The organism is Kitasatospora sp. NPDC001527 (genome assembly GCF_040298605.1).
Classification (GTDB): Bacteria; Actinomycetota; Actinomycetes; order Streptomycetales; family Streptomycetaceae; genus Kitasatospora.
In genome coordinates this window covers 56496-77926 of sequence record NZ_JBEPAM010000020.1, presented here as the reverse complement: position 1 = coordinate 77926, position 21431 = coordinate 56496, and the positions used below count along the sequence as shown (strand labels likewise).

The 21431-nt window shown below is 71.7% G+C and carries 20 protein-coding genes and 2 riboswitches; of the genes, 9 read left to right on the top strand and 11 right to left on the bottom strand.

Going from position 1 to position 21431, the window contains the following annotated elements; genetic code table 11:
• Positions 1–2: 2 nt before the first annotated feature.
• Positions 3–155: riboswitch (cyclic di-AMP (ydaO/yuaA leader) on the bottom strand.
• Positions 156–501: 346 nt separating this feature from the next.
• From ABT238_RS20010 to ABT238_RS20000, 3 genes are all read right to left on the bottom strand, one after another.
• On the bottom strand, positions 502–1545 hold the full coding sequence (locus tag ABT238_RS20010; protein ID WP_350770813.1) for a C40 family peptidase: 1044 nt from the start codon (positions 1543–1545) through the stop codon (positions 502–504).
• Positions 1546–1755: 210 nt separating this feature from the next.
• Positions 1756–3288 carry an NYN domain-containing protein gene (locus ABT238_RS20005; protein WP_502884286.1) on the bottom strand — a complete coding sequence of 511 codons (1533 nt, stop codon included), beginning with the start codon at positions 3286–3288 and terminating at the stop codon, positions 1756–1758.
• 137 nt (positions 3289–3425) lie between these two features.
• On the bottom strand, positions 3426–3689 hold the full coding sequence (locus tag ABT238_RS20000; protein WP_350566752.1) for a hypothetical protein: 264 nt from the start codon (positions 3687–3689) through the stop codon (positions 3426–3428).
• Between the two features lie 202 nt (positions 3690–3891).
• On the opposite strand from ABT238_RS20000, the gene ABT238_RS19995 reads away from it, so the two are divergent.
• Positions 3892–4740, top strand: coding sequence for a rhomboid family intramembrane serine protease (locus ABT238_RS19995; RefSeq protein WP_350770790.1), 849 nt, complete (start codon positions 3892–3894; stop codon positions 4738–4740).
• Positions 4737–5018 (top strand): Lrp/AsnC ligand binding domain-containing protein, encoded by a 282-nt coding sequence (locus tag ABT238_RS19990; protein WP_350566755.1) that lies wholly within the window; start codon positions 4737–4739, stop codon positions 5016–5018. Before ABT238_RS19995 ends, ABT238_RS19990 begins: the two co-directional genes overlap by 4 nt.
• 29 nt (positions 5019–5047) lie before the next feature.
• Here ABT238_RS19990 and ABT238_RS19985 read toward each other — a convergent pair whose 3' ends face one another.
• The 3 genes from ABT238_RS19985 to ABT238_RS19975 all read right to left on the bottom strand — a co-directional run bounded on the left by ABT238_RS19985 (position 5048) and on the right by ABT238_RS19975 (position 8387).
• Positions 5048–6460 carry an aminotransferase class V-fold PLP-dependent enzyme gene (locus tag ABT238_RS19985; RefSeq protein ID WP_350566757.1) on the bottom strand — a complete coding sequence of 471 codons (1413 nt, stop codon included), beginning with the start codon at positions 6458–6460 and terminating at the stop codon, positions 5048–5050.
• Between the two features lie 51 nt (positions 6461–6511).
• A riboswitch (SAM riboswitch) is annotated at positions 6512–6629 on the bottom strand.
• A 107-nt stretch (positions 6630–6736) separates the two neighbouring features.
• The gene (gene trpD, locus ABT238_RS19980; RefSeq protein ID WP_350566759.1) at positions 6737–7813 is read right to left on the bottom strand and encodes an anthranilate phosphoribosyltransferase; all 1077 of its coding nucleotides are present in this window, start codon (positions 7811–7813) and stop codon (positions 6737–6739) included.
• Positions 7814–7961: 148 nt separating this feature from the next.
• Positions 7962–8387: a DNA-binding transcriptional response regulator gene (locus tag ABT238_RS19975; RefSeq protein WP_350566760.1), complete on the bottom strand. Its 426-nt coding sequence runs from the start codon at positions 8385–8387 to the stop codon at positions 7962–7964.
• 392 nt (positions 8388–8779) lie between these two features.
• Here ABT238_RS19975 and ctaE point away from each other — a divergent pair, with 392 nt between their 5' ends.
• The 5 genes from ctaE to ABT238_RS19950 all read left to right on the top strand — a co-directional run bounded on the left by ctaE (position 8780) and on the right by ABT238_RS19950 (position 13624).
• Positions 8780–9400, top strand: a complete 621-nt coding sequence (gene ctaE / locus ABT238_RS19970; RefSeq protein WP_350566761.1) for an aa3-type cytochrome oxidase subunit III — start codon at positions 8780–8782, stop codon at positions 9398–9400.
• A gap of 187 nt (positions 9401–9587) precedes the next feature.
• On the top strand, positions 9588–10397 hold the full coding sequence (qcrC, locus tag ABT238_RS19965) for a cytochrome bc1 complex diheme cytochrome c subunit (RefSeq protein ID WP_350566763.1): 810 nt from the start codon (positions 9588–9590) through the stop codon (positions 10395–10397).
• Positions 10394–11464, top strand: coding sequence for a cytochrome bc1 complex Rieske iron-sulfur subunit (gene qcrA, locus ABT238_RS19960; protein ID WP_502884283.1), 1071 nt, complete (start codon positions 10394–10396; stop codon positions 11462–11464). The genes qcrC and qcrA overlap by 4 nt, the downstream gene beginning before the upstream one ends.
• Complete coding sequence (gene qcrB, locus ABT238_RS19955; protein WP_350566767.1) at positions 11461–13122, top strand: cytochrome bc1 complex cytochrome b subunit; 1662 nt, start codon at positions 11461–11463, stop codon at positions 13120–13122. The genes qcrA and qcrB overlap by 4 nt, the downstream gene beginning before the upstream one ends.
• Before the next feature lie 118 nt (positions 13123–13240).
• Positions 13241–13624, top strand: coding sequence for a GntR family transcriptional regulator (locus tag ABT238_RS19950; RefSeq protein WP_350566769.1), 384 nt, complete (start codon positions 13241–13243; stop codon positions 13622–13624).
• 46 nt (positions 13625–13670) lie between these two features.
• On the opposite strand, the gene ABT238_RS19945 is transcribed toward ABT238_RS19950, so the two are convergent.
• From ABT238_RS19945 to ctaC, 4 genes are all read right to left on the bottom strand, one after another.
• Entirely contained in the window at positions 13671–14930 is a 1260-nt protein-coding gene (locus ABT238_RS19945; RefSeq protein ID WP_350770677.1) for a L,D-transpeptidase, read from the bottom strand.
• Between the two features lie 171 nt (positions 14931–15101).
• The gene (locus ABT238_RS19940) at positions 15102–15518 is read right to left on the bottom strand and encodes a cytochrome c oxidase subunit 4 (protein WP_350566773.1); all 417 of its coding nucleotides are present in this window, start codon (positions 15516–15518) and stop codon (positions 15102–15104) included.
• Positions 15518–17293, bottom strand: coding sequence for an aa3-type cytochrome oxidase subunit I (gene ctaD, locus ABT238_RS19935; RefSeq protein WP_502884284.1), 1776 nt, complete (start codon positions 17291–17293; stop codon positions 15518–15520). Before ctaD ends, ABT238_RS19940 begins: the two co-directional genes overlap by 1 nt.
• The gene (gene ctaC / locus ABT238_RS19930) at positions 17290–18144 is read right to left on the bottom strand and encodes an aa3-type cytochrome oxidase subunit II (protein WP_350566775.1); all 855 of its coding nucleotides are present in this window, start codon (positions 18142–18144) and stop codon (positions 17290–17292) included. Before ctaC ends, ctaD begins: the two co-directional genes overlap by 4 nt.
• Positions 18145–18509: 365 nt before the next feature.
• On the opposite strand from ctaC, the gene ABT238_RS19925 reads away from it, so the two are divergent.
• The gene (locus ABT238_RS19925; protein ID WP_350566777.1) at positions 18510–19904 is read left to right on the top strand and encodes a cysteine desulfurase/sulfurtransferase TusA family protein; all 1395 of its coding nucleotides are present in this window, start codon (positions 18510–18512) and stop codon (positions 19902–19904) included.
• Here ABT238_RS19925 and ABT238_RS19920 read toward each other — a convergent pair.
• The gene (locus ABT238_RS19920; RefSeq protein ID WP_350770625.1) at positions 19897–20874 is read right to left on the bottom strand and encodes a carbohydrate kinase family protein; all 978 of its coding nucleotides are present in this window, start codon (positions 20872–20874) and stop codon (positions 19897–19899) included. The two genes, ABT238_RS19925 and ABT238_RS19920, sit on opposite strands and share 8 nt — an antisense overlap.
• 265 nt (positions 20875–21139) lie before the next feature.
• Between ABT238_RS19920 and ABT238_RS19915 the strand changes: the two genes are divergently transcribed.
• Complete coding sequence (locus tag ABT238_RS19915; protein ID WP_350566781.1) at positions 21140–21358, top strand: hypothetical protein; 219 nt, start codon at positions 21140–21142, stop codon at positions 21356–21358.
• Positions 21359–21431 lie beyond the last annotated feature (73 nt).

The following is a 21431-nucleotide window of genomic DNA, read 5'->3' as shown; positions in this document are numbered from 1 at the left end:
ACTCCTTCTTCCTCATCCGCCTACCGGGTGAGCTGACGGGTTCGGGCGGAAGCGTGCCCTACGACGCCTCACCCGCCGCTCGCGCGGCCGGCCTGGCGCCGATTCACCCCGGAGGAACGTGGTTCCCCGGCTCCGTTCCACAGCGGACCCCGGACTGCGGGGCCCTCGTTCGGACGGGCTACCCGAAGCCCCGTCCCGCTGCTTCGCGAACTCGGCGGCGAACCCCGCCGCCACCCAGGCTGGGTGATCGACTGTGCGTGGTTCGAGGCACGACCCTAGTAACAGATCCGTGATCCGTTCAAATCCTTGTCAGAAAAAAGCCGGAAGAATGCCCAAGTTCCCTTGTGAATATGACCGAATGTGATCACACCCCCACGGCGGGCTGATCATTGTCCGTCAGATGGTCGAAAGCGCGCTCGAAACGCCGACGCCACCTCCGACCGGAGGTGGCGCTGATCACAGGGGCCCCAGCGGGCCCCTCGGGCGTGTCGTGGCGACCCGTCAGACCCGGCGGATCGTGTTGATCTTCATGGCGTCGGCCTTCATCACCTTCACCACGTCACCGGTGCGCGGCGCGTGGACCACCATGCCGTTGCCGATGTACATGCCGACGTGGCTGCGGTCGTCCCGGTAGATGACCAGGTCGCCCGGCTGGGCCTCGGACAGGGACGGCACCCGGGTGCCGTAGTTGCCCTGCGCCTGCGAGGTGCGCGGCAGCGAGACGCCGGCCTTGCCGTACGCCCAGACCATCAGACCGGAGCAGTCGAAGGTGCTCGGGCCGACGTCGCCCCAGCCGTAGGGCGAGCCCTGCTTGCTCATCGCGAGGGCGACCGCGGAGCCCGCCTTGCCGCTCGCCTGCGGCAGGCTGCCCAGGTCGGTGCGCTCGGAACCGCGGGAGGCGCGGTCGGCCTGCTGCTGCGCCGCCTTCAGGGCCGCGCGGTCCGCGGCGCTGAGCGAGTTCAGCAGCTCCTGGGCCTCCCGGAGCTTCTTGTTGACCTCGGCCTTGGTCTGGTTGAGGTCCCTGGTGGTGCTGTCCAGCGAGGCCAGCACGGCGGCCGCCTCGGCCTTCTGCTGGTCGAGCCGGCGCTGCTGCTCCTGCAGGCCCTTGAGCGCCTCGGCCTGGCTGGAGCTGGCCTGCTGCACGCTGGAGGCCTTGTCCAGGTAGCCGGACGGGTCGGAGGTGAGCATCAGCTGGACGGACGGGTCGATGCCGCCGGTGCGGTACTGCTCGCCCGCCACCTCGGCCAGACCGGCCTGCAGCTGGGTCATCTGGTCCTGGCCGCGGGCCACCTGGTCCTGGAGCTGGTCCGCCTGCTTGCGCAGCTGGTCGGCCCGCTCCTTGGCGCCGTTGTACTTCTCGGTGGCCTGCTCGGCCTCCTCCTGCAACTGGTCGATCTGCGCCTTGACGTCGTCCTTCTTCGGCGACGGGCTGGGCGCGGCGTGGGCGGCGACCTGCGCGGAGAGAGCGACCGCGGTCGCAGCGGCAGCGGTGAGCACGGAGACCCGCGCGCGGCTCGGCTGCTTGGGACGGCGGTGGGAGGCCAAGGGACCGGCTCCTTCTTCCAATGGCCTCACCCGAACGGGTGAGAATCCGGAAAATAGGTTTGACGCCAGACCCTAGTGAAGATCCACGTTTCGCGCCACTCCCCCGTTCGCGTGAACGCGAACCGCCCCTCTGACTTCACCGAATTCGCACAACATCGCAATCGGGCCGCTGACCAGCCGTCATACCGACCGGCTCACACCCCGGAAGGGTTACGGGCGGGCCAGCCGGTTGAGCAGCAGCACCGACGCGACGGGGCGCGCGCCGGCCTTCCGCACGCCCTCCGCGACCTCCCGGTCGGTGGAGACCACCACCACCGGGCGCCCCTGCGGCTCGGCCCGGACCAGCCGGCGGATCAGCTCGTCCGCCGTCTCCCCGGTCCGGCTGAACCGCACCCGCACGCCGCGCGGAGGCGCCATGATCACCGGTACGTCCAGGTCCTGACCGTCGAACACACAGGTGACTTCCGCCTGGGTGCGCTGCGCCAGCATCGCCAGCCCGCCCAGCAGCCGGATCCGCTGCTGCTCCAGCGGCAGCGTCGGATAGCCGGTCTTGGTCACGTTGTAGCCGTCCACCACCAGATGGACCTGCGGGATCGCCAGCAGCTGGTCCAGCAGCGCCGGATCGTCCTCGGCCAGGCCCCGGCGCGCCACGTCGTGCGGCGAGGCCGAGCCCGGCACCACGGCCTCCACCAGGTCCGCCGGGCGGATCTGGGACACCGGCAGCGCCAGCTCCCGCTGCAGCCCCTGCGCCGACTGCAGCACGGTGTCCAGCAGCAGCCGCAGCCGCATGTCCTCGACGCTGCGCCCCTCGCGGGCCGAGCGGCGGCCCTGCTCGGCGGCGTTCTCCAGCTCCGTGACCCGGTGCCGGAGCCGGCGCGCCTCGCTCTCCGCCGCGCTCCGCTCGGCCGCCGCCTGCGCCCGGGCCGCCTCCAGTTCGGCGGCCAGCTTGCGGGCCTGCGCCTGCGCGCGGCGGGTGTCGCTCTCCAGCGACCGCAGTCTGCGGCGCAGCGAGTCCGCCTCCCGGCGGACCTCCTCCGACTCGGTCCGCTGGCGCTCCAGGTCCGCCCGCGCCGCGGAGCGCACCTCGGCCAGCTCGCCCTGCAGCTTCTCGACCAGCCGGGCCGCCTCGGCCGCCGCGCCCTCGGCGCCCGCCCGCTCGGCCTCCTCGCCGGCCTCCGCCACCAGCCGGCTCCACCCGGCGGAGCGCACCAGATAGGCGGCGGCCGCCACGTCCATCGGGTCGGCGGCGCCCGGCACGGTGCCCGACTCCAGCGCCCTGACCAGGTCCGGCTGGCCCAGCCGCAGCCGCTCCGCTATCCGCGAGCGGAAGGCCGGCTCCGCCTCCAGGGCGGCCGCCAGCGCGGTCGCCGCGTACTTGGCCCGGCGGGCGGGGGTGAACTTGGCGTACTGGCGCAGCGACTGGGGCAGTTCCGCGAGCGGCAGCCCGCCGAGCGCGTCGGAGGCGAGCCCCACCACGCGCCGGCGCACGCCCTCGGGCAGCGGCCGGTCCAGCGTCTCGGCGCCGCCCGCCGCGCCGTTCCCGGCGTCCCTGGTGCCCCCGGCGTCCCGGACCGAACCGTCGACGGCTGCCGCCGGATCGTCACCGCCGCCGGACTCCTCGCCCGCGGCCGCCTCGGCCGGGGCGCCGGTGCCGGAGGGGGCGGCCCCTGCCGCGTCCGGCGCCTGCGCGTCCACAGCGGGCTGCCGCCCCTGCGGCCCGGCGGGCTCCTTCGCTGCGTCCACCACGTCCTCGGCTCCGATCCTGGTCCAGCGGGGTACGGCCCCGGCCGCCACCCCCGTCACACTCCGTGCGTTCTCTCTGTATTGTCCCGTGCGGCGGTCGGCCACGCCCTGCACCGCCCGCCGCACGGTTCAGGCGGTCAGGCCTGCCCCGGGGCCCCGGCGTCGTCGGCCGCGCCCGGGCGGGCGACCAGCTCGACCTGGTCGACCGCGTTGCACCAGCGGCAGCGCACGGACTCGACCGTCTCGCTGAGCACCTGGGTCTCCTCGATCTTCGACTCGCCGGCCAGGTCGAAGTGGAGGAACTCGGTGACCCGGGCGGTCCGGGTCACGTCGAAGCGGGTCAGATTGCCGCAGAGCGTGCAGCGCCAGCGCGTCTCGGCGGTCAGGGCGGGGACGGTCATCGGGGGTCCTCTCGGGTGGTCCCGGAACGGGCTCAGGCGCTCCCCCCGGAGCCCCGGCGTCGGCGGCGGGAGGCGGGATTGCCCGCCCCAAGCCTATTGCCTGGGGCAACCTTCGCGGTCACCGGCCGACCGGCCCCGGCGGTAGCCCACCTGCCGTAACCGCGCGCGGTGCCCGCTCGGCGACGGGGGGATGCTGGGGCCCATGGCGATCCCGGTCCTCCCCGTCCACCCCGGGGCGCGCCGCGGCCGGCCGGCCGCCACCGCCCCGGCCGTCTGCTACGCGCTGATCGCGCTCAACACCGCGGTCTTCCTGCTCGGTCCGGCCGCCGGGCTGAACCCGCTCTACGGCCGGGGCCAGAGCCGGGTCTGCGCGGAGCAGCGCTACGAGCAGCGCTGGGGGGCCGTGCCCGTCGAGCTGCTGACCGGGCGCCCGCTGACCACCGGCCAGCTCGCCGAGGCCCCCGAGCCGGTGCCCGGCTGCCCGGCCGCGCCCACGCCGGGCAAGCACCCGGCACTCTCCGTGCTCAGCGCGCTCTTCCTGCACGGCGGCTGGCTGCACCTGCTCGGCAACCTGCTCTTCCTGCACGTCTTCGGGCCCACCGTGGAGCGGCGGCTGGGGCGCTCCCGGTTCGTCCTCTTCTATCTGGCGTCCGGGGTGCTGACCACCTACGGCTTCGCGCTCGCCGAGGCGCACTCGGCGGACGCGACCCGGGTGCTGATCGGCGCCTCCGGGGCGATCTCGGCCGTCCTCGGCGCCTATCTGCGCTTCCACCCGCGGGCCCGGGTCACCACGCTCGTCCCGCTGCTGCTCTTCCTGCCGCTGCGCTTCCCGGCCTGGCTGGTGCTGGGGCTCTGGTTCGTCCTCCAGTGGTGGTCGGTGCACTCCGCCGGGCCCGGCGTGGCGTACCTGGTGCACGTGATCGGCTTCGCGGCCGGGTTCCTCTACGCCTGCACCCTGGCCGAGCGCCGTCCGCGGGCCACCCGCCCCCGCGACGGTGCGGCCGGCTCCCGATACCCTGGCGGCACCTCACAAAGGAGTACGCCACCGTGATCACCGCCATCGTCCTGATCAAGACCAGTGTCGACCGCATCCCGGAGATCGCCGAGGCGATCGCCGCCATCGAGGGCGTCAGCGAGGTCTACTCGGTGACGGGCGGCTACGACCTGGTCGCGATGGTGCGGGTGGGCCGGCACGACGACCTCGCCGAGGTGATCCCCGGCCGGCTGAACAAGGTCCCCGGCGTGGCCCACACCGAGACCCAGATCGCCTTCCGCACCTACTCCCAGCACGACCTGGAGGCCGCCTTCGCGATCGGCCTGGACGAGTAGGACGCGCCCCCGCCCGGCCGCTGCCCCGCTCAGCCCTCGCGGCGGGTGTCCGCGACGCAGCGGCCGCCCTCGTTGCGGTAGGTCCAGGCGGCGCCGTCCGTGACCAGCTCGCGGACGGCGGTCAGGAACCGGTCCACGTGCTCGTCCGGGGTGCCCGCGCCGAAGCTCACCCGGATCGCGTTCAGGCTGCGCTCGCCGGGCAGCGACGGCTCCGGCGCGCCGCACTCCGAGGGCGCGGCCTCCTCGTCGCCGAGCAGGGTGCGCACCAGCGGGTGGGCACAGAACAGACCGTCGCGGACGCCGATGCCGTACTCGGCGGACAGCGCGGCCGAGAAGTGCGAGCTGTTCCAGCCCCGGACGACGAAGGAGAGCACGCCCACCCGGTCCGAGTCGGCGCCGAACAGGTTCAGCACCCGGACCTCGGGGATCTCGGCCAGCCCGGCCTTCAGCCGCGCGACCAGCGCCCGCTCGCGGGCCTCCAGCGCGTCGAACCCGGCCTCGGTGAGCGCCCGGCAGGCCGAGGCGATCGCGTAGGCGCCGATGACGTTGGGCGAGCCGGCCTCGTGCCGGGCCGGGCCGGTGTGCCACTGCACGGCCACCGAGCCGTCGGTCTCCCGGGCCACCGTGCGGGTGGCGCCGCCGCCGGCCAGGTACGGGTCGGCCGCGTCCAGCCAGTCCGCCCGGCCGGCCAGCACCCCGGCGCCGAACGGCGCGTACAGCTTGTGGCCGGAGAAGGCGATCCAGTCGACGCCCAGCTCGCGCACCGAGACCCGGTGGTGCGGGGCCAGCTGCGCGGCGTCGAGCACCACCCGGGCTCCGTGGCGGTGGGCGGTGCGGGTCAGCTCGGCGACCGGCCAGAGCTCACCGGTGACGTTGGAGGCGCCGGTGACGCAGAGCAGCTTCGGGCCCTCGGGGGCCCCGGTCAGCGCGGCGTCGAAGGCGGCGACGGCCTCGGCGTGCGAGCGGGGCGCGCGCAGGTAGGTGACGGGCAGGCCGGCGTGCGCCCAGGGCAGCAGCGAGGCGTGGTGCTCGGTCTCGAAGGCGAACACCTGGGTCCCGGCCGGGACGGCGCCGGCCAGCAGGTTGAGCGAGTCGGTGGTGGCGCGGGTGAAGACCACCTGGTCGCCCTCGCGCAGGTCGAGGAACTCGGCGATGGTGCGGCGGCTCTGCTCGAACAGGTCGGTGGAGAGCTGCGAGAGGTAGCCGGCGCCGCGGTGCACGCTGCCGTAGTAGGGGGCGTAGGCGGCGACGTCGTCCCAGACCCGCTGGAGCGCCGGGGAGCTGGCGGCGTAGTCGAGCGCCGCGTAGCCGACCTTCTCGCCGTTGGCGAGCGGGACCTGGACGTCGTGGCCGAGCACGGCGAGGGGGGCGCACGGGAGGGGCTGTGCGGAGCTCGCCGAAACAAGGGTGGCGGCGGGCGACGGGTGGGAGGCCAGAGACATGGGGATGCACTCCTGTACGGGTCAGGGACCCCGGGAGTGCGATCAGTCCGGCGTCCGCGCTTGCCACGCGGACGGCTCGCCACGTGACCCGGTCCTCACCCAGGGCACCCCGCCACGGACGGAGGGTTGCCGGACAGCCAGCTGGGGCTTGACGCTGTCGCTCATGACCTGGCGAAGACTCTAGGTCGCGTCCGGCCCGTGGTCAAACAGCCGTCCGTATCCCGGACATGCGCGAGGGCCCACCGGGAGGACTCCCGGTGGGCCCCAACGGCCGCGTCAGGACCGGGCGGTGGCCTCCGACCAGTGCTTCAGCAGATCGCCCGCGGCACCCGAGTCGATGGCCGCGGCGGTGCGCCGCATGGCCGACTCCAGCTGCTCGGCGAGCGGCGCGTCGGTCAGGTCGAGCGCCACCAGCGCGGCCGCCGAGTTCAGCAGCACCGCGTCGCGCACCGGCCCGTGCTCGCCGGCCAGCAGCCGGCGCGCGACCTCCGCGTTGTACGCCGGGTCCCCGCCGCGCAGCGCCTCGATGCCGACCGGCTCGATGCCGACCTCACGCGGGTCGAAGGAGGTCTCGGTGACGGCGCCGCCCCGGACCACCCAGACCCGCGAGGTGGTGGTGATGGTCAGCTCGTCCAGCCCGTCGTCGCCCCGGAAGACCAGCGCGCTCGCCCCGCGCCGCGCCAGCACGCCGGCGATCAGCCCGGCGAGCCGGGTGTCGAAGCAGCCGATGGCGTGCGCCGTCACCCGGGCCGGGTTGGTGAGCGGACCGAGGATGTTGAAGGCGGTGGGCACCCCGAGCTCGCTGCGGGCCGGACCGGCGTACCGCATCGACGGGTGGAAGGTGGCCGCGAAGCAGAAGGTGAGCCCGACCTCCTCGGCGACCTCGGCGACCCGGCTCGGCCGCAGGCGGAGGTTGATGCCCAGCTTCTCCAGCACGTCCGAGGAACCGCTGGAGGAGGAGGCCGCCCGGTTGCCGTGCTTGACCACCTTGGCGCCGGCCGCCGCGGCGACGATCGCCGACATGGTGGAGATGTTGACGGTCTTGGCCCGGTCGCCGCCGGTGCCGACGATGTCCACCGCCGGGCCGGGGATGTCCAGCGGCTCGGCATGGGTGTACATGGAGTCGACCAGGCCGGAGATCTCGTCGACCGTCTCGCCCTTGGCCCGCAGCGCCACCATGAAGCCGGCGATCTGCACCGGGGAGGCCTCCCCGCTCATGATCCGGTCCATCGCCCAGGCGGTGGCCGAGCGGTCGAGGTCCTCCCCCCTCAGCAGCGCCGACAGGATGTCCGGCCAGGTGCGGACCACCTGCGCGGGCTCGCTACCGCCGTTCGCAGGGTGCGCGTTCACCATGGCTGACTCCAGCTCTCGCTCCCCGGGGACCGGGGAAGGACGTAGGGACGAAAGTCAGCCTATCGAGCGGTGGGGTGCCGGGGCCGTGCCGTTCACCCTTCTTCTCTGCTGTTGAGACGCGGGATGAGACGGCGGGGCGGGAAGACCCTCAGCGGGTGGCCGGCGCCCGCTTCGCCTGCCGGGCCCGCAGCAGGGTGGCGACGGCCTCGGCCAGCGCCACCGGGTCCACCGGCTGGGAGATCGCCGCGTCGGCCCGGCTCCAGGCCGCCAGCCAGGAATCCTGCGGCCGGCCGATCAGCACCAGCAGCGGCGGGCAGCCGTAGATCTCGTCCTTCAGCTGCCGGGCGAGCCCGAGCCCGCCGGCCGGAACCGCCTCGCCGTCCAGGACGCAGAGGTCGATGCCGCCCTTCTCCAGCGCCTTGAGCACCGCGGGGGTGGTCGCGCACTCCAGGTAGTCCAGCTCCGGCAGGTCCTCCGCGGGCCGCCGGCCGAGAGCGGTCAGCACCTGCTCGCGGGTGGTGCGGTCGTGGCTGTAGACAAGGACGGTCAACGTCCCGTCGGTCGTGTACGCCATGGGCCTGCTCCCTCACGTGTGATCCGGACCACGTTCGCCTCTCCCCGGATGCTACTCCCGATCACCCGCCGCCGAGCCCTTCCGGAGAGATCCGTCCGGAGCCGTCGGGCCGGCGACTGGTCCGGGCGGAGCACGGCGCGTCACCCCCGCCCGCGCGGACCACCCGTACGGCGGACGGGTGGCCTCTCCCCTTACTACCCGGCGCCCCGCGGGCCCGCCGCGACACGCCGCCGCAGGCCCGGAAGAAGCCCTTCAGGAACCGTCAGAAAAGGGACACGCCGCTGCTCGGCAAGGGTATGGACGGCCCGTCGGCCGCCAAGGGGGCATACCGCACGCACCGGACACTCCGAGGGAGACCCCCCGGCGTGAAGACGGAATAAGGGACCGACATAATGTCCGTCGTGGCGACAGCAACAGCAGTAGAAACCGGGCACGCGCACGGATCGGTCAACCGGCCGAACATGGTCAGCGTCGGAACGATCGTCTGGCTCAGTTCCGAGTTGATGTTCTTCGCGGCCCTCTTCGCGATGTACTTCACGCTCCGCTCCGTCAAGGGGCCGGAGTTCTGGACCGAGAAGGCGCACGCCCTCAACGTGCCCTTCTCCTCGGTCAACACCACGATCCTGGTGCTCTCCTCGCTCACCTGCCAGCTCGGCGTCTTCGCCGCCGAGCGCGGGGACGTGAAGAAGCTCCGCTCGTGGTTCATCATCACCTTCGTGATGGGCGCGATCTTCATCGGCGGCCAGATCTTCGAGTACACCGAGCTGGTCAAGAAGGACGGCCTCTCGCTGTCCTCCGACCCGTACGGCACGGTGTTCTACCTGACCACCGGCTTCCACGGTCTGCACGTGACGGGTGGTCTGATCGCCTTCCTGCTGGTCCTGGGACGGACGTACGCAGCCAAGCGCTTCACGCACGAGCAGGCCACCGCCGCGATCGTCGTGTCGTACTACTGGCACTTCGTCGACGTCGTGTGGATCGGCCTGTTCGCGACCATCTACCTGATCAAGTAACCAGCTGATCAGGTCGCTGGCCACCGGCCTCGGGTCCCGCCCTCACCGGCGACGGCCCGATTTCGCCGGTGCCGACGCTCCCACCGACCGACCGCGCGCGCAGCCCTAGACAGGCAGCCTCGTGCCGGCCAGACCGGCCGCCGGGTGCACCCACCAGTCGACCAGATCCTGACACCGGGGTTATTCCGTGAAAAAGCTCTCCGCACGACGGCGCCACCCACTGGCGGCGCTGGTCGTCCTACTTCTCGCCCTGGCGGCAACCGGGGGGCTGTACGCCGCGTTCGCGCCCGCCGACAAGGCGCAGGCCGACGTCGCCGCGCAGTCGCTCGCGATCGACGAGGGCAAGAAGCTCTTCGCCGTGGGCTGCTCCTCCTGCCACGGCCTGAACGGCCAGGGCAGCAGCGACGGCCCGAGCCTGGTCGGCGTCGGCTCCGCCGCGGTCGACTTCCAGGTGGGCACCGGTCGCATGCCGGCCCAGCAGCCCGGCGCCCAGGTGCCGCGCAAGCCGAACATCTACTCGCAGGCGGAGATCGACCAGCTCGCCGCCTTCGTCGCCTCGCTCGGCCCCGGCCCGGTGACGCCGACCGAGGAGCAGGTCACCTCGACCAACCCCGAGGACCTCGCCAAGGGTGGCGAGCTGTTCCGCACCAACTGCGCCCAGTGCCACAACTTCGCCGGCCAGGGCGGTGCCCTGACCCAGGGCAAGTACGCCCCGTCGCTGGAGGGCGTGGACGCCAAGCACATCTACGAGGCCATGCAGACCGGCCCGCAGAACATGCCGTCGTTCCCGGACAGCATCATGCCCGAGGAGCAGAAGAAGCAGATCGTGGCCTTCGTCCGCCACACCACCAACGATGAGCCCAACCCCGGCGGTCTCACGCTCGGCAGCCTCGGTCCGGTGACCGAGGGCCTGTTCGGCTGGATCTTCGGTCTCGGCGCGCTCATCGCGGTCGCGATCTGGGTCGCCGCCCACACCACCAAGGCCAAGAAGTCATGAGCCACGACATGTCAGAAGAGAAGCTCCCGGAGTCCCACGGCTCCGCCGGGCACCACGAGGTGGCCGCCCACGGCGACCCGTTCGCCGACCCCGGCCTGCCGGCCCACGAGCCGCGCCGCACCGACATCGACGAGCGGGCCGCCAAGCGGGCCGAGCGTCAGGTGTCGCTGATGTTCGTCGTGTCGATGATCGCCACCATCGGCTTCATCGCCTCGTACGTGGCCATCGACCCGGACAAGATCGTCTACATCTGGCCGCTGGGCAACGTCAGCGCGCTGAACTTCGCGCTCGGCATGACCCTCGGCGTCGCGCTGTTCCTCATCGGCGCGGGCGCGGTCCACTGGGCCCGCACCCTGATGTCGGACCACGAGATCCCGGCCGAGCGTCACCCGATCGAGGCCGACGACGAGGTCCGCGCGGACGTCATCGAGCAGTTCAGGACCGGCGCCGCCGAGTCCGGCTTCGGCCGCCGCAAGATGATCCGCAACACCCTCATCGGTTCGATGGCGCTGGTCCCGCTCTCCGGCGTGGTCCTGCTCCGCGACCTGGGCCCGCTGCCCGAGGACAAGCTGCAGCACACCGGCTGGGACGAGGCCACCGAGGCCAAGCCGCTGCAGCTGATCAACATGAACACCAACCTGCCGATGAAGGCCGAGGACATCATCCAGGGCTCCCTGGTGTTCGCGATGCCCGAGGGTCTGACCACGCACTCCGAGGACTTCCAGGTTCGCATCGCGAAGGACGCCCTCATGCTGGTGCGCATCGCGCCGGAGGACATCAAGGACGAGAAGTCCAAGGAGAAGGGTTTCGAGGGCATCCTCGCCTACTCCAAGATCTGCACCCACGTCGGCTGCCCGATCAGCCTGTACGAGCAGCAGACCCACCACGCGCTCTGCCCCTGCCACCAGTCGACCTTCGACCTGGCGGACGGCGCGCGCGTCATCTTCGGCCCGGCCGGCCACCCGCTGCCGCAGCTGAAGATCACCACTGACGAGAAGGGCTTCCTGGTCGCCCACGGCGACTTCGACGAAGCCGTCGGCCCGAGCTTCTGGGAGCGTGCTCGATGAGCAGTGCGAGCAGCACCACCTCCGGCGCCGCCAAGCCGGCCAGCACGCGCGCCAAGCCCGCGAACAAGTGGGAGCAGGCGGCGGACTGGACGGACGGCCGGCTGGGGATCTACTCCCTCGCCAAGGCCAACCTGCGCAAGATCTTCCCGGACCACTGGTCCTTCATGCTGGGCGAGATCTGCCTCTACACCTTCATCATCATCATCCTGACCGGCGTCTACCTGACGCTGTTCTTCAAGCCCTCGATGGGCGAGGTCATCTACGACGGCTCGTACGTGCCGCTCAAGGGCATCCCGATGTCCGAGGCCTACGCGTCGACGGTCGACATCAGCTTCGAGGTGCGCGGCGGCCTGCTGGTCCGCCAGATCCACCACTGGGCCGCCCTGGTCTTCGTGGCGGCGATGTTCGTGCACATGCTGCGCGTCTTCTTCACCGGCGCGTTCCGCAAGCCGCGCGAGATCAACTGGGTCTTCGGCTTCCTGCTGCTGGTCCTGGGCATGTTCGACGGCTTCTTCGGCTACTCGCTGCCCGACGACCTGCTCTCCGGCACCGGTATCCGGTTCATGGAGGGCGCCGTCCTGGCGACCCCGCTGATCGGCACGTACATCCAGATGTTCCTGTTCGGCGGCGAGTTCCCCGGACACGAGATCGTGCCGCGGTTCTTCACCATCCACGTGCTGCTGATCCCGGGCATCATGCTCGGCCTGCTGGTGGCGCACCTGATCCTGGTCTTCTACCACAAGCACACCCAGTGGGCGGGCCCGGGCAAGACCGAGAAGAACGTCGTCGGCATGCCGCTGATGCCGGTCTACATGGCCAAGGCCGGTGGCTTCTTCTTCCTGGTGTTCGGCCTCATCGCCGTCGTCTCGGCGATCGCCACGATCAACCCGATCTGGGCGTACGGCCCGTACCGTCCGGACCAGGTGTCCACCGACGCCCAGCCCGACTGGTACATGGGCTTCTCCGAAGGCCTGATCCGCATCATGCCGGGCTGGGAGATCAGCATGTGGGGCCACACCCTCAACCTGGGTGTGATGATCCCGCTGATGGTCGTCTTCCCGCTGGTGCTGGTCTCGATCGCCGCCTACCCCTTCATCGAGGGCTGGATCACCGGCGACAAGCGCGAGCACCACATCCTGGACCGTCCGCGCAACGCCCCGGTCCGCACCGCGCTGGGTGCCGCCTGGATCAGCCTCTACCTGATCCTGCTGGCGGCCGGTGGCAACGACCTGTTCGCCACCCACCTGCACCTGTCGATCAACTCCGTGACGTACTTCGTCCGCGTGGGCATGTTCGTGGTGCCGGTGCTCACCTTCATCATCACCAAGCGCTGGTGCCTCGGCCTCCAGCGCCGTGACAAGGAGAAGGTGCTGCACGGCCGCGAGACCGGCGTCATCAAGCGCCTGCCGCACGGCGAGTTCATCGAGGTGCACGCCCAGCTCCCGCAGAAGGACCTGCACAAGCTCACCGCTCACGAGCAGGTCCAGCCGTTCGAGCTGCCGGCCGAGACGGACGAGAACGGCGTGGCCCGCAAGGCCGGCGTCATCACCCGCACCCGGGCGAAGCTCTCCCGCGGCTTCTACGGCGAGGGCAGCCAGATCCCCAAGCCGACCTCCGAGGAGCACCACGAGATCACCAGCGGCCACGGCCACCACTGATCCCGTACGCACCCCCGCGTCGCACCCGAGGGCCGCTGACCAGAGTTCTTCTGGTCGGCGGCCCTCGGGCTTTGCCGTACCCGCCTCCCCCGCCCGCAGCGAACGTCAGGAGCCCACCGTGCAGCTGTCCGTCGACCCGGCCTCGGCCACTCCCCCGTACGAGCAGATCCGCGCCCAGATCGCCGAGCAGGCCCGCACCGGGGAGCTGGCGACCGGGCTGCGGCTGCCCACCGTCCGGGCGCTGGCCGAGCAGCTCGGGCTGGCCGCCGGGACGGTCGCCCGTGCCTACCGGGAGCTGGAGGCGGACGGGGTGGTGGAGACGCACGGCCGGCGCGGCACCCTGATCGCCGCGGCCGGGGACTCCGCGCACCGGCTGGCGGCGGCGGCAGCCGCCGAGTACGCCGAGCGCGCCCGGCGGCTCGGGGTGCCCCTGGCGGACGCCCTGGGGGCCGTGGACAGCGCGCTGCGGGTGGCGTACCGGGACGGGGCCGCGGCGGGCTGAGCGGGCCGCTGCGGCCCCGTCCCGGGGCGCTCTCGGCCCGGGACGGTCAGAGCTGCGGGGCGATCATCCCGGTGGCCGGCGCGCGGGTGGCCGGGGCGGTGGTGTTCACCGGCTGCCCGAGCGCGCTGTGCCTGATCCACTCGCTCCAGGCGATGTTCCAGTCGCCGAAGCCGTTGCCGAACGGCTCCATGGACTTGCCGCGGCTGTTCACCACCGTCACCAGGTCCCCCACCCTGGTGTTCTGGTAGAACCAGCGGGCGTTCTCGGTGCTCATCCCGGTGCAGCCGTGGCTGACGTTCTCCACGCCCTGGGAGCCCACCGACCAGGGCGCGGCGTGCAGGTACTCGCCGCTCCAGGTGACCCTGGTGGCCCACTCGACGTCGAGGTCGTAGGCCTCCTGGCTGCCCGCCGCTATGCCGATCGTCTCGCCGCTCATCCGGACCTTGCGTTCCTGGCCCAGCACCACCTTGACGCCGTTGCGGGTGTCGAAGCCGGGCTTGCCGGTGGTCACCGGGATCGTCCGGACCGCCTGGCCGGAGCGCTTGAGGGTCAGCTCGTGCGCGGCCGCGTCCACCACCGACTCGACGCGCTCGCCGATCCGCAGCGCCAGGGCGGCGCGGTCGCCGCCGTACAGGCCCTCGGAGATCCGGCTGCCGGTGGCCTCGAAGGCCAGGCTGACGGTGGTGCCGGTGGGCCAGTACTCCTCGGGGCGGAAGTGCAGGTTCCGGTCGTCCACCCAGTACCAGCCGCCGCTGACGGCGGGCTGCGAGACCACCGCGAGCGCGCGCTCGACCTCCTGGCGGGCCTGCGGGTCCTTGACCGCCTCGGAGAGCTCGACGGTGAGCGGCTGGCCCACGCCGTAGACGCCGCTGCCGGAGGAATCCGGGCCGAGCTTGGCGGTCAGCAGGTGCTGGGCGGCCAGGGTGGAGAAGCCGGCGGTGGTCTCGCCGCGGCCGCCGCGGCCGTCGTCGGCGGCGATCCGCACCGTGTAGGCGGTGGCGGCCTTGAGCCGTCCGGTGGTCTGCCAGCTGCGCTGGTCCTCGGAGAGCCTCCCGGCGACCACCCGCCCGTCCGGGCCGACCACGGTGACGTCGGTCAGCCGGCTGCCCGGCTCGGCGGTCACCGTGAGCGGCTGGGAGGGGTCCGCCCGCTCGTTGGCGGACAGGTGCACCAGTTCGGCGGCGTCGACCTTGCGGACCACCTCGGCGTCCCCCTTGCCGCCGGAGGTGCAGCCGGCCAGCGGGACCAGTACGACGAGGGCCAGCGTGATGCCGCCGAGGCCCGCGATTCCGCGCTTGTCGGCCATGACCGCCTCCCGGGGTTTCGCACGATTGGTCAGATCGTAGGAACGGCGCCCGGCGGAGGGACAACCGAACGGGGCGCCGTTGGGCCGCCAGGGTGAGGCCGTCACTCCGGGGACGCAACAGGGCCGGGCACCCCGTGCGGGATGCCCGGCCCTGTGGGAGGGAGCCAGTGCCTACTGGTTCTGGTTCTCGCCCCGGTAGAACTCGAAGACCCAACCGAACAGACCGATCAGGATGATCGGCAGCGACCAGAACATCAGCCACCAGCCGAAGATCACACCGAGGAAGGCGAGCGCGCCGCCGACCGCGAGCGAGAGCGGCTGCCAGCTGTGCGGGGCGAAGAAGCCCAGCTCGCCGGAGTCGTCCGCGACCTCGGCCTCGGGGTTGTCACCCGCGCCGCTGTCCACCCGGCGGGCGGTGAAGGCGAGGTAGTAGCCGATGAAGGCGCACAGAGCGAAGGCGAGGAACAGCGCGGTGGTACCGGCGGCCTCGATGCCGTGCTCGGAGCTGTTGGTCCACAGGCCGTAGGTGATCGCCATCGCCAGCACGAAGACCGACAGGCCCAGGAAGATCTTGCCCTGTTCCTTCATCAGACGTCACCCTCCTTCTTGCCCTTGCCCAGCTGCGGCGCGTCGTACTTCGCCGGGGTCACACCGGCGAGGTGCTTGGCCGGCTCGCCGTGGTTCTCCAGGTAGTCCAGCGCCGCGATCTCCGGGTAGTGGAGGTCGAAGGCCGGGGATTCGGAGCGGATCCGGGGCAGCGTGAGGAAGTTGTGCCGCGGCGGCGGGCAGGAGGTCGCCCACTCCAGCGAGCGGCCGTAGCCCCACGGGTCGTCGACCTCGATCTTCTCGCCGTACTTGGCGGTCTTCCAGACGTTGTAGAGGAACGGCAGGATCGACAGACCGAGCAGGAACGAACCGATGGTCGAGACGGTGTTCAGGGTGGTGAACCCGTCGGCGGCCAGGTAGTCCGCGTAGCGGCGGGGCATGCCCTCCGCGCCGAGCCAGTGCTGCACCAGGAAGGTGGTGTGGAAGCCGAAGAACAGCGTCCAGAAGGTGATCTTGCCGAGGCGCTCGTCCAGCATCTTGCCGGTCATCTTCGGCCACCAGAAGTGGAAGCCGGCGAACATCGCGAAGACGACGGTGCCGAAGACCACGTAGTGGAAGTGGGCGACGACGAAGTACGAGTCCGAGACGTGGAAGTCGATCGGCGGGGAGGCCAGCAGGACACCCGTCAGACCACCGAAGAGGAAGGTCACCAGGAAGCCGACCGTCCACAGCATCGGGGTCTCGAAGCTCAGCGAGCCCTTCCACATGGTGCCGACCCAGTTGAAGAACTTCACACCGGTCGGGACGGCGATGAGGAAGGTCATGAAGGAGAAGAACGGCAGCAGCACCTGGCCGGTGACGTACATGTGGTGGGCCCACACCGTCACGGACAGACCGGCGATCGCGATGGTGGCCGCGATCAGGCCGGAGTAGCCGAACATCGGCTTGCGGCTGAAGACCGGGATGATCTCCGACACGATGCCGAAGAACGGCAGCGCGATGATGTACACCTCGGGGTGACCGAAGAACCAGAACAGGTGCTGCCAGAGCAGCGCACCGCCGTTGGCCGGGTCGAAGACGTGTGCCCCGAACTTGCGGTCCGCCTCCAGGGCGAACAGCGCGGCGGCCAGCACCGGGAAGGCCAGCAGGATCAGCACCGCGGTCAGCAGGACGTTCCAGGTGAAGATCGACATCCGGAACATCGTCAGGCCGGGGGCCCGCATGCAGATGATCGTGGTGATGAAGTTGACCGCACCCAGGATGGTGCCGAAGCCGGAGAAGGCCAGGCCCATGATCCACATGTCGGCGCCGATGCCCGGCGAGCGGACCGCGTCCGACAGCGGCGCGTAGGCGAACCAGCCGAAGTCGGCGGCACCCTGCGGGGTGAGGAAGCCGGCGACGGCGATCAGCGAGCCGAACAGGTACAGCCAGTAGGCGAACATGTTCAGACGCGGGAACGCGACGTCGGGCGCGCCGATCTGCAGCGGCATGATCCAGTTCGCGAAACCGGCGAACAGCGGCGTCGCGAACATCAGCAGCATGATCGTGCCGTGCATCGTGAACGCCTGGTTGAACTGCTCGTTCGACAGGATCTGGGTCCCGGGACGAGCCAGCTCGGCACGCATGACCAGCGCCATGACGCCGCCGATCAGGAAGAACGCGAACGACGTCGCCAGGTACAGCGTGCCGATCGTCTTGTGGTCAGTGGTGGTGAGCCACTTGATGATGGTGGAACCCGGCTTCCGGGTCCGCTGCGCCCCGACCGTGACGGCCCCGGCGCCCCCGCCGGCCGCGGCGGGCTCGTTGAGGATGGTCACTTCTCTTCACTTCCCATGGTCGTGAGGCCGGAGGGAACCGCGCCGGTCTGACCCTTGGCCCGCAGGTCCTTCAGGTGCGCGTCGTACTCGGCACGGTCGACGACCTTCACGTTGAACAGCATGCGCGAGTGGTCGACGCCGCAGAGCTCGGCGCACTTGCCCATGTATTCACCCTTGACGGTCGGGGTGACCTCGAACTTGTTGACCACACCCGGCACGACGTCCATCTTCATCATGAAGTTGATGGGCCAGAAGTCGTGGATCACGTCACGAGAGGTGAGGCGGAACTGCACCGTCTCGTTGACCGGCAGGTACAGGGTCGGCGGCTCGCCGGGGGTACCCACCTCGTACGCGGCCTCCTGGTTGGCCGGGTCCGGGATCTCGGTGTTCTCGTAGTTGAACGCCCAGCTCCACTGGAAGCCCACCACGTTGACCATGTGCTGCGGCTTCTCGGAGACGGCGGTCAGCTTCGACTCGTCGCGGGCGACGAAGTAGAAGAGGACCGACACGATGATGATCGGGACCGCGGTGTAGAGCGCCTCGATGGGCACGTTGTACCGGGTCTGCGGGGGGACCTGCACACCGGTGCGGCTGCGCCGGTGGAAGATCACGCTCCAGATGATCAGACCCCACATCAGTACGCCGACCACCAGCGCCGCGATCCAGGAGCCCTGCCACATGTGGAGGACCATCGGCCCTTCCTTGGTGACGGGGCTCGGGAGGCCAAGCCTGGGGAGGTCGTTGGCCGAGCAGCCGGTGGCGGTCGCGATGACGAGGCCCAGTGCCAGCGCCTGAGGCAGCTTCCGCCGCATCGTGCGCCGCGGCGAGCGGTCGGAGCCGTTGGGACTCACGTAGCGCCTTCCCGAAGTCTCGCCCGCCTTCGCGTCGCCCCGGGGAGGCTTCCCCTCCTCGGCGACCCGTCCACGGGCACGGTTTGAATGCTTATGCGGGCCAAACCCTACTCCAGCCTTATGCGCTGCTGACGGGCAGGTCCCGGTAACGCGCCGCCCGGACACCCGATCAGGCCCGGCAAGGGCTGCGCCGCAGGTCATCCTAGGCATTCGGGGTCCGTACGCCCGATCGGGGGATGACCTCGGACAACGTGTGTGACGCCCCGTCGGACGCGGACGATACGGACATTCGGGGTGATCGACTGACGACCGGTGAGCCGCCGCCGGAGCCCGGAACGCGGCCGGGAGTGTCGTTAAATGTGACCGTGTACTTCGATGTGGCCTCCACCGCACCGCTCCACCCCGTCGCCCGGCAGGCGCTGACCGCCGCCCTCGACGAGGGGTGGGCCGACCCGGCCCGGCTCTACCGCTCCGGGCGGCAGGCCCGGATGCTGCTGGACGCCGCCCGGGAGACCGTGGCCGAGGTGCTCGGCTGCCGGGCCGACGAGATCTCCTTCACCGCCAGCGGCACCCAGGCCGTCCAGCTCGGTGTGCTCGGCGCGCTGCAGGGCAACCGGCGGCGCGGCCGGCACCTGGTGCACTCCGCCGTCGAGCACTCCAGCGTGCTGCACACCGCGGAGCGGCACGCGGCCGCCGGCGGCGAGGTCGGCGAGGTGCCGGTGGACCGGCAGGGCCGGGTGGACCCGGTGGTGTTCGCGGCGGCCCTGCGGCCGGACACCGCGCTCGCGGTCCTGCAGTCCGCCAACCACGAGGTGGGCACGGTGCAGCCGGTCGCCGAGACGGCCGCCCGCTGCGGGGACGTGCCGCTGCTGGTGGACGCCGCGCAGAGCGCGGGGCGGACGGACGTGCCGGCCGGCTGGTCGCTGCTGACCGCCAGCGCGCACAAATGGGGCGGACCGGCCGGCGTCGGGGTGCTCGCGGTGCGCAAGGGCGTGCGGTTCGCCTCCCCGCTGCCCGCCGACGAGCGCGAGGGCGGCCGGGTGCCGGGGTTCGTCAACGTCCCGGCGATCGTCGCGGCGGCGGCCTCGCTGCGGGCGGTGCGGGCCGAGGCCGAGCGGGAGAACGCCCGGCTGCACGAGCTGGTCGAGCGGATCAGGGCCCGGGTGCCGCGGCTGGTGCCCGAGGTCGAGGTGGTCGGCGACCCGGTGCGGCGGCTGCCGCACCTCGTCACCTTCTCCTGCCTGTACGTGGACGGCGAGGTGCTGCTGGGCGAGCTGGACCGGGCCGGGTTCGCCGTCTCCTCCGGCTCCTCGTGCACCTCCTCCACGCTGACCCCGAGCCATGTGCTGGCGGCGATGGGCGTGCTCACCGAGGGCAACGTGCGGGTCTCGCTGCCCTTCGGCACCGCGGAGGCGGACGTCGAGCGGTTCCTGGCCGTCCTGCCGGAGGTGGTGGCCGGCGTCCGCGCCCCGCTGGGGCTGGACCTGGCGCCGCCGGCCGCCGCCGGGGAGCCGTCCGACGGGACGCTCACCATCGACGCGCTGGGCAAGCGGTGTCCGCTGCCGGTGATCGAGCTGGCCAGGCGGATCGGCGAGGTGCCGGTGGGCGGGACGGTCGCGGTGCTGGCCGACGACGAGGCGGCCCGGCTGGACGTCCCGGCCTGGTGCGCGATGCGCGGGCAGGAGTACCTGGGCGAGGCCCCGGCCGCCGGGTACGGCGGCGACCGGGGCTCGGCCTACCTGGTGCGGCGGGTCAGTTGACCAGGTGCGCGCGCACCTCCCCGCCGGCCTCCTCGCCGTAGGCGGCGACGAAGCGCTGCAGGAAGTCGTGCGGGCGCAGCTCGTACTCCTGGGTGCCGACGGTCTCGATCACCAGGGTGGCGAGCATGCAGCCGAGCTGGGCGGAGCGCTCCAGCTCCAGGTCCCAGGACAGGCCCGCCAGGAAGCCGGCGCGGAAGGCGTCGCCGACACCGGTCGGGTCCACCTTGGCGTTCTCCGGGGCGCAGCCGACCAGCACCGGGGACTCGCCCTTGCGGTCGATCCGCACGCCCTTGCTGCCCAGGGTGGTGATCCGGGTGCCGACCCGGGTGAGGATCTCCTCGGAGTCCCAGCCGGTCTTGGACTCGATCAGCGCGGCCTCGTACTCGTTGGTGAAGAGGTACGCGGCGCCGTCGACGATCTGGCGGATGTCGTGGCCGTCGAGGCGGGCCAGCTGCTGGGACGGGTCGGCGGCGAAGGCGTAGCCGCGGGTGCGGCACTCCTGGGTGTGGCGGACCATCGCCTGCGGGTCGTCGGCGCCGATCAGCACCAGGTCGAGGCCGCCGACGCGGTCGGCGATCGGCTCCAGCTCGATGTTGCGGGCCTCGGCCATGGCACCGGTGTAGAACGAGGCGATCTGGTTGTGGTCCTCGTCCGTGGTGCACATGAAGCGCGCGGTGTGCCGCGTCTCCGAGATGTGGACGGACTGGCAGTCCACGTTGTTGCGCTCCAGCCAGCTGCGGTACTCGGCGAAGTCCGCGCCTGCCGCGCCGACCAGGATCGGGCTCAGGCCCAGGACACCCATGCCGAAGGCGATGTTCGGCGCGACGCCGCCGCGGCGGATGTCGAGGGTGTCGACCAGGAAGGACAGCGACACGGTGTGCAGCTGCTCGGCGACCAGCTGGTCGGCGAACCGGCCGGGGAAGGTCATCAGGTGGTCGGTCGCGATCGAGCCGGCGACGGCGATACGCACGGGGTCTCCTCAGGATGGCGGCGGGGCCATGGGACAACGGGGTGGAACCCACCCACGGTACCCGGCGGGTACGGGGCGCCAGCAAGACTGCGCGTGCGCCGGTGGCCGTCCGCCGGCACCCGTCGCCCCCGATCGTGTACTACCACGGGGTAGCTCTGGTGGGCCCCGGTCCGCCCGGCCTAGGGTCGCAGAGAGGGGCCTTTCCGGCCCCGTCCCAGGCCCGTGGCGCCGCTGCCACGGCACCGGTGGATCGGAGTGATGGCCGATGATGCCCAGTCACCACCCGCTGCGGGTTCCGCCCGCCCTGCGCGGTGAGGCGGACGGCGAGTCGCTGGACGCGCTGGTGGACTCCTCGCGCCGGCTGCGGCGGTTCTGGCCGCTGCTGGCGACCGGCCCGCAGGACAGCGTGCCGGCCCGGTCCGGCTTCCGCGTCTCCTCCGGGGCGCAGCGACTGGTCGCGTCGATGCCCGAGTACGGCCCCTGAGGCGGGGCGCGAGGGACCGGAGGGGGCCGACGGGAACCGGGATCGTCCGGGGCACGTCACATCCGCGCGGTGC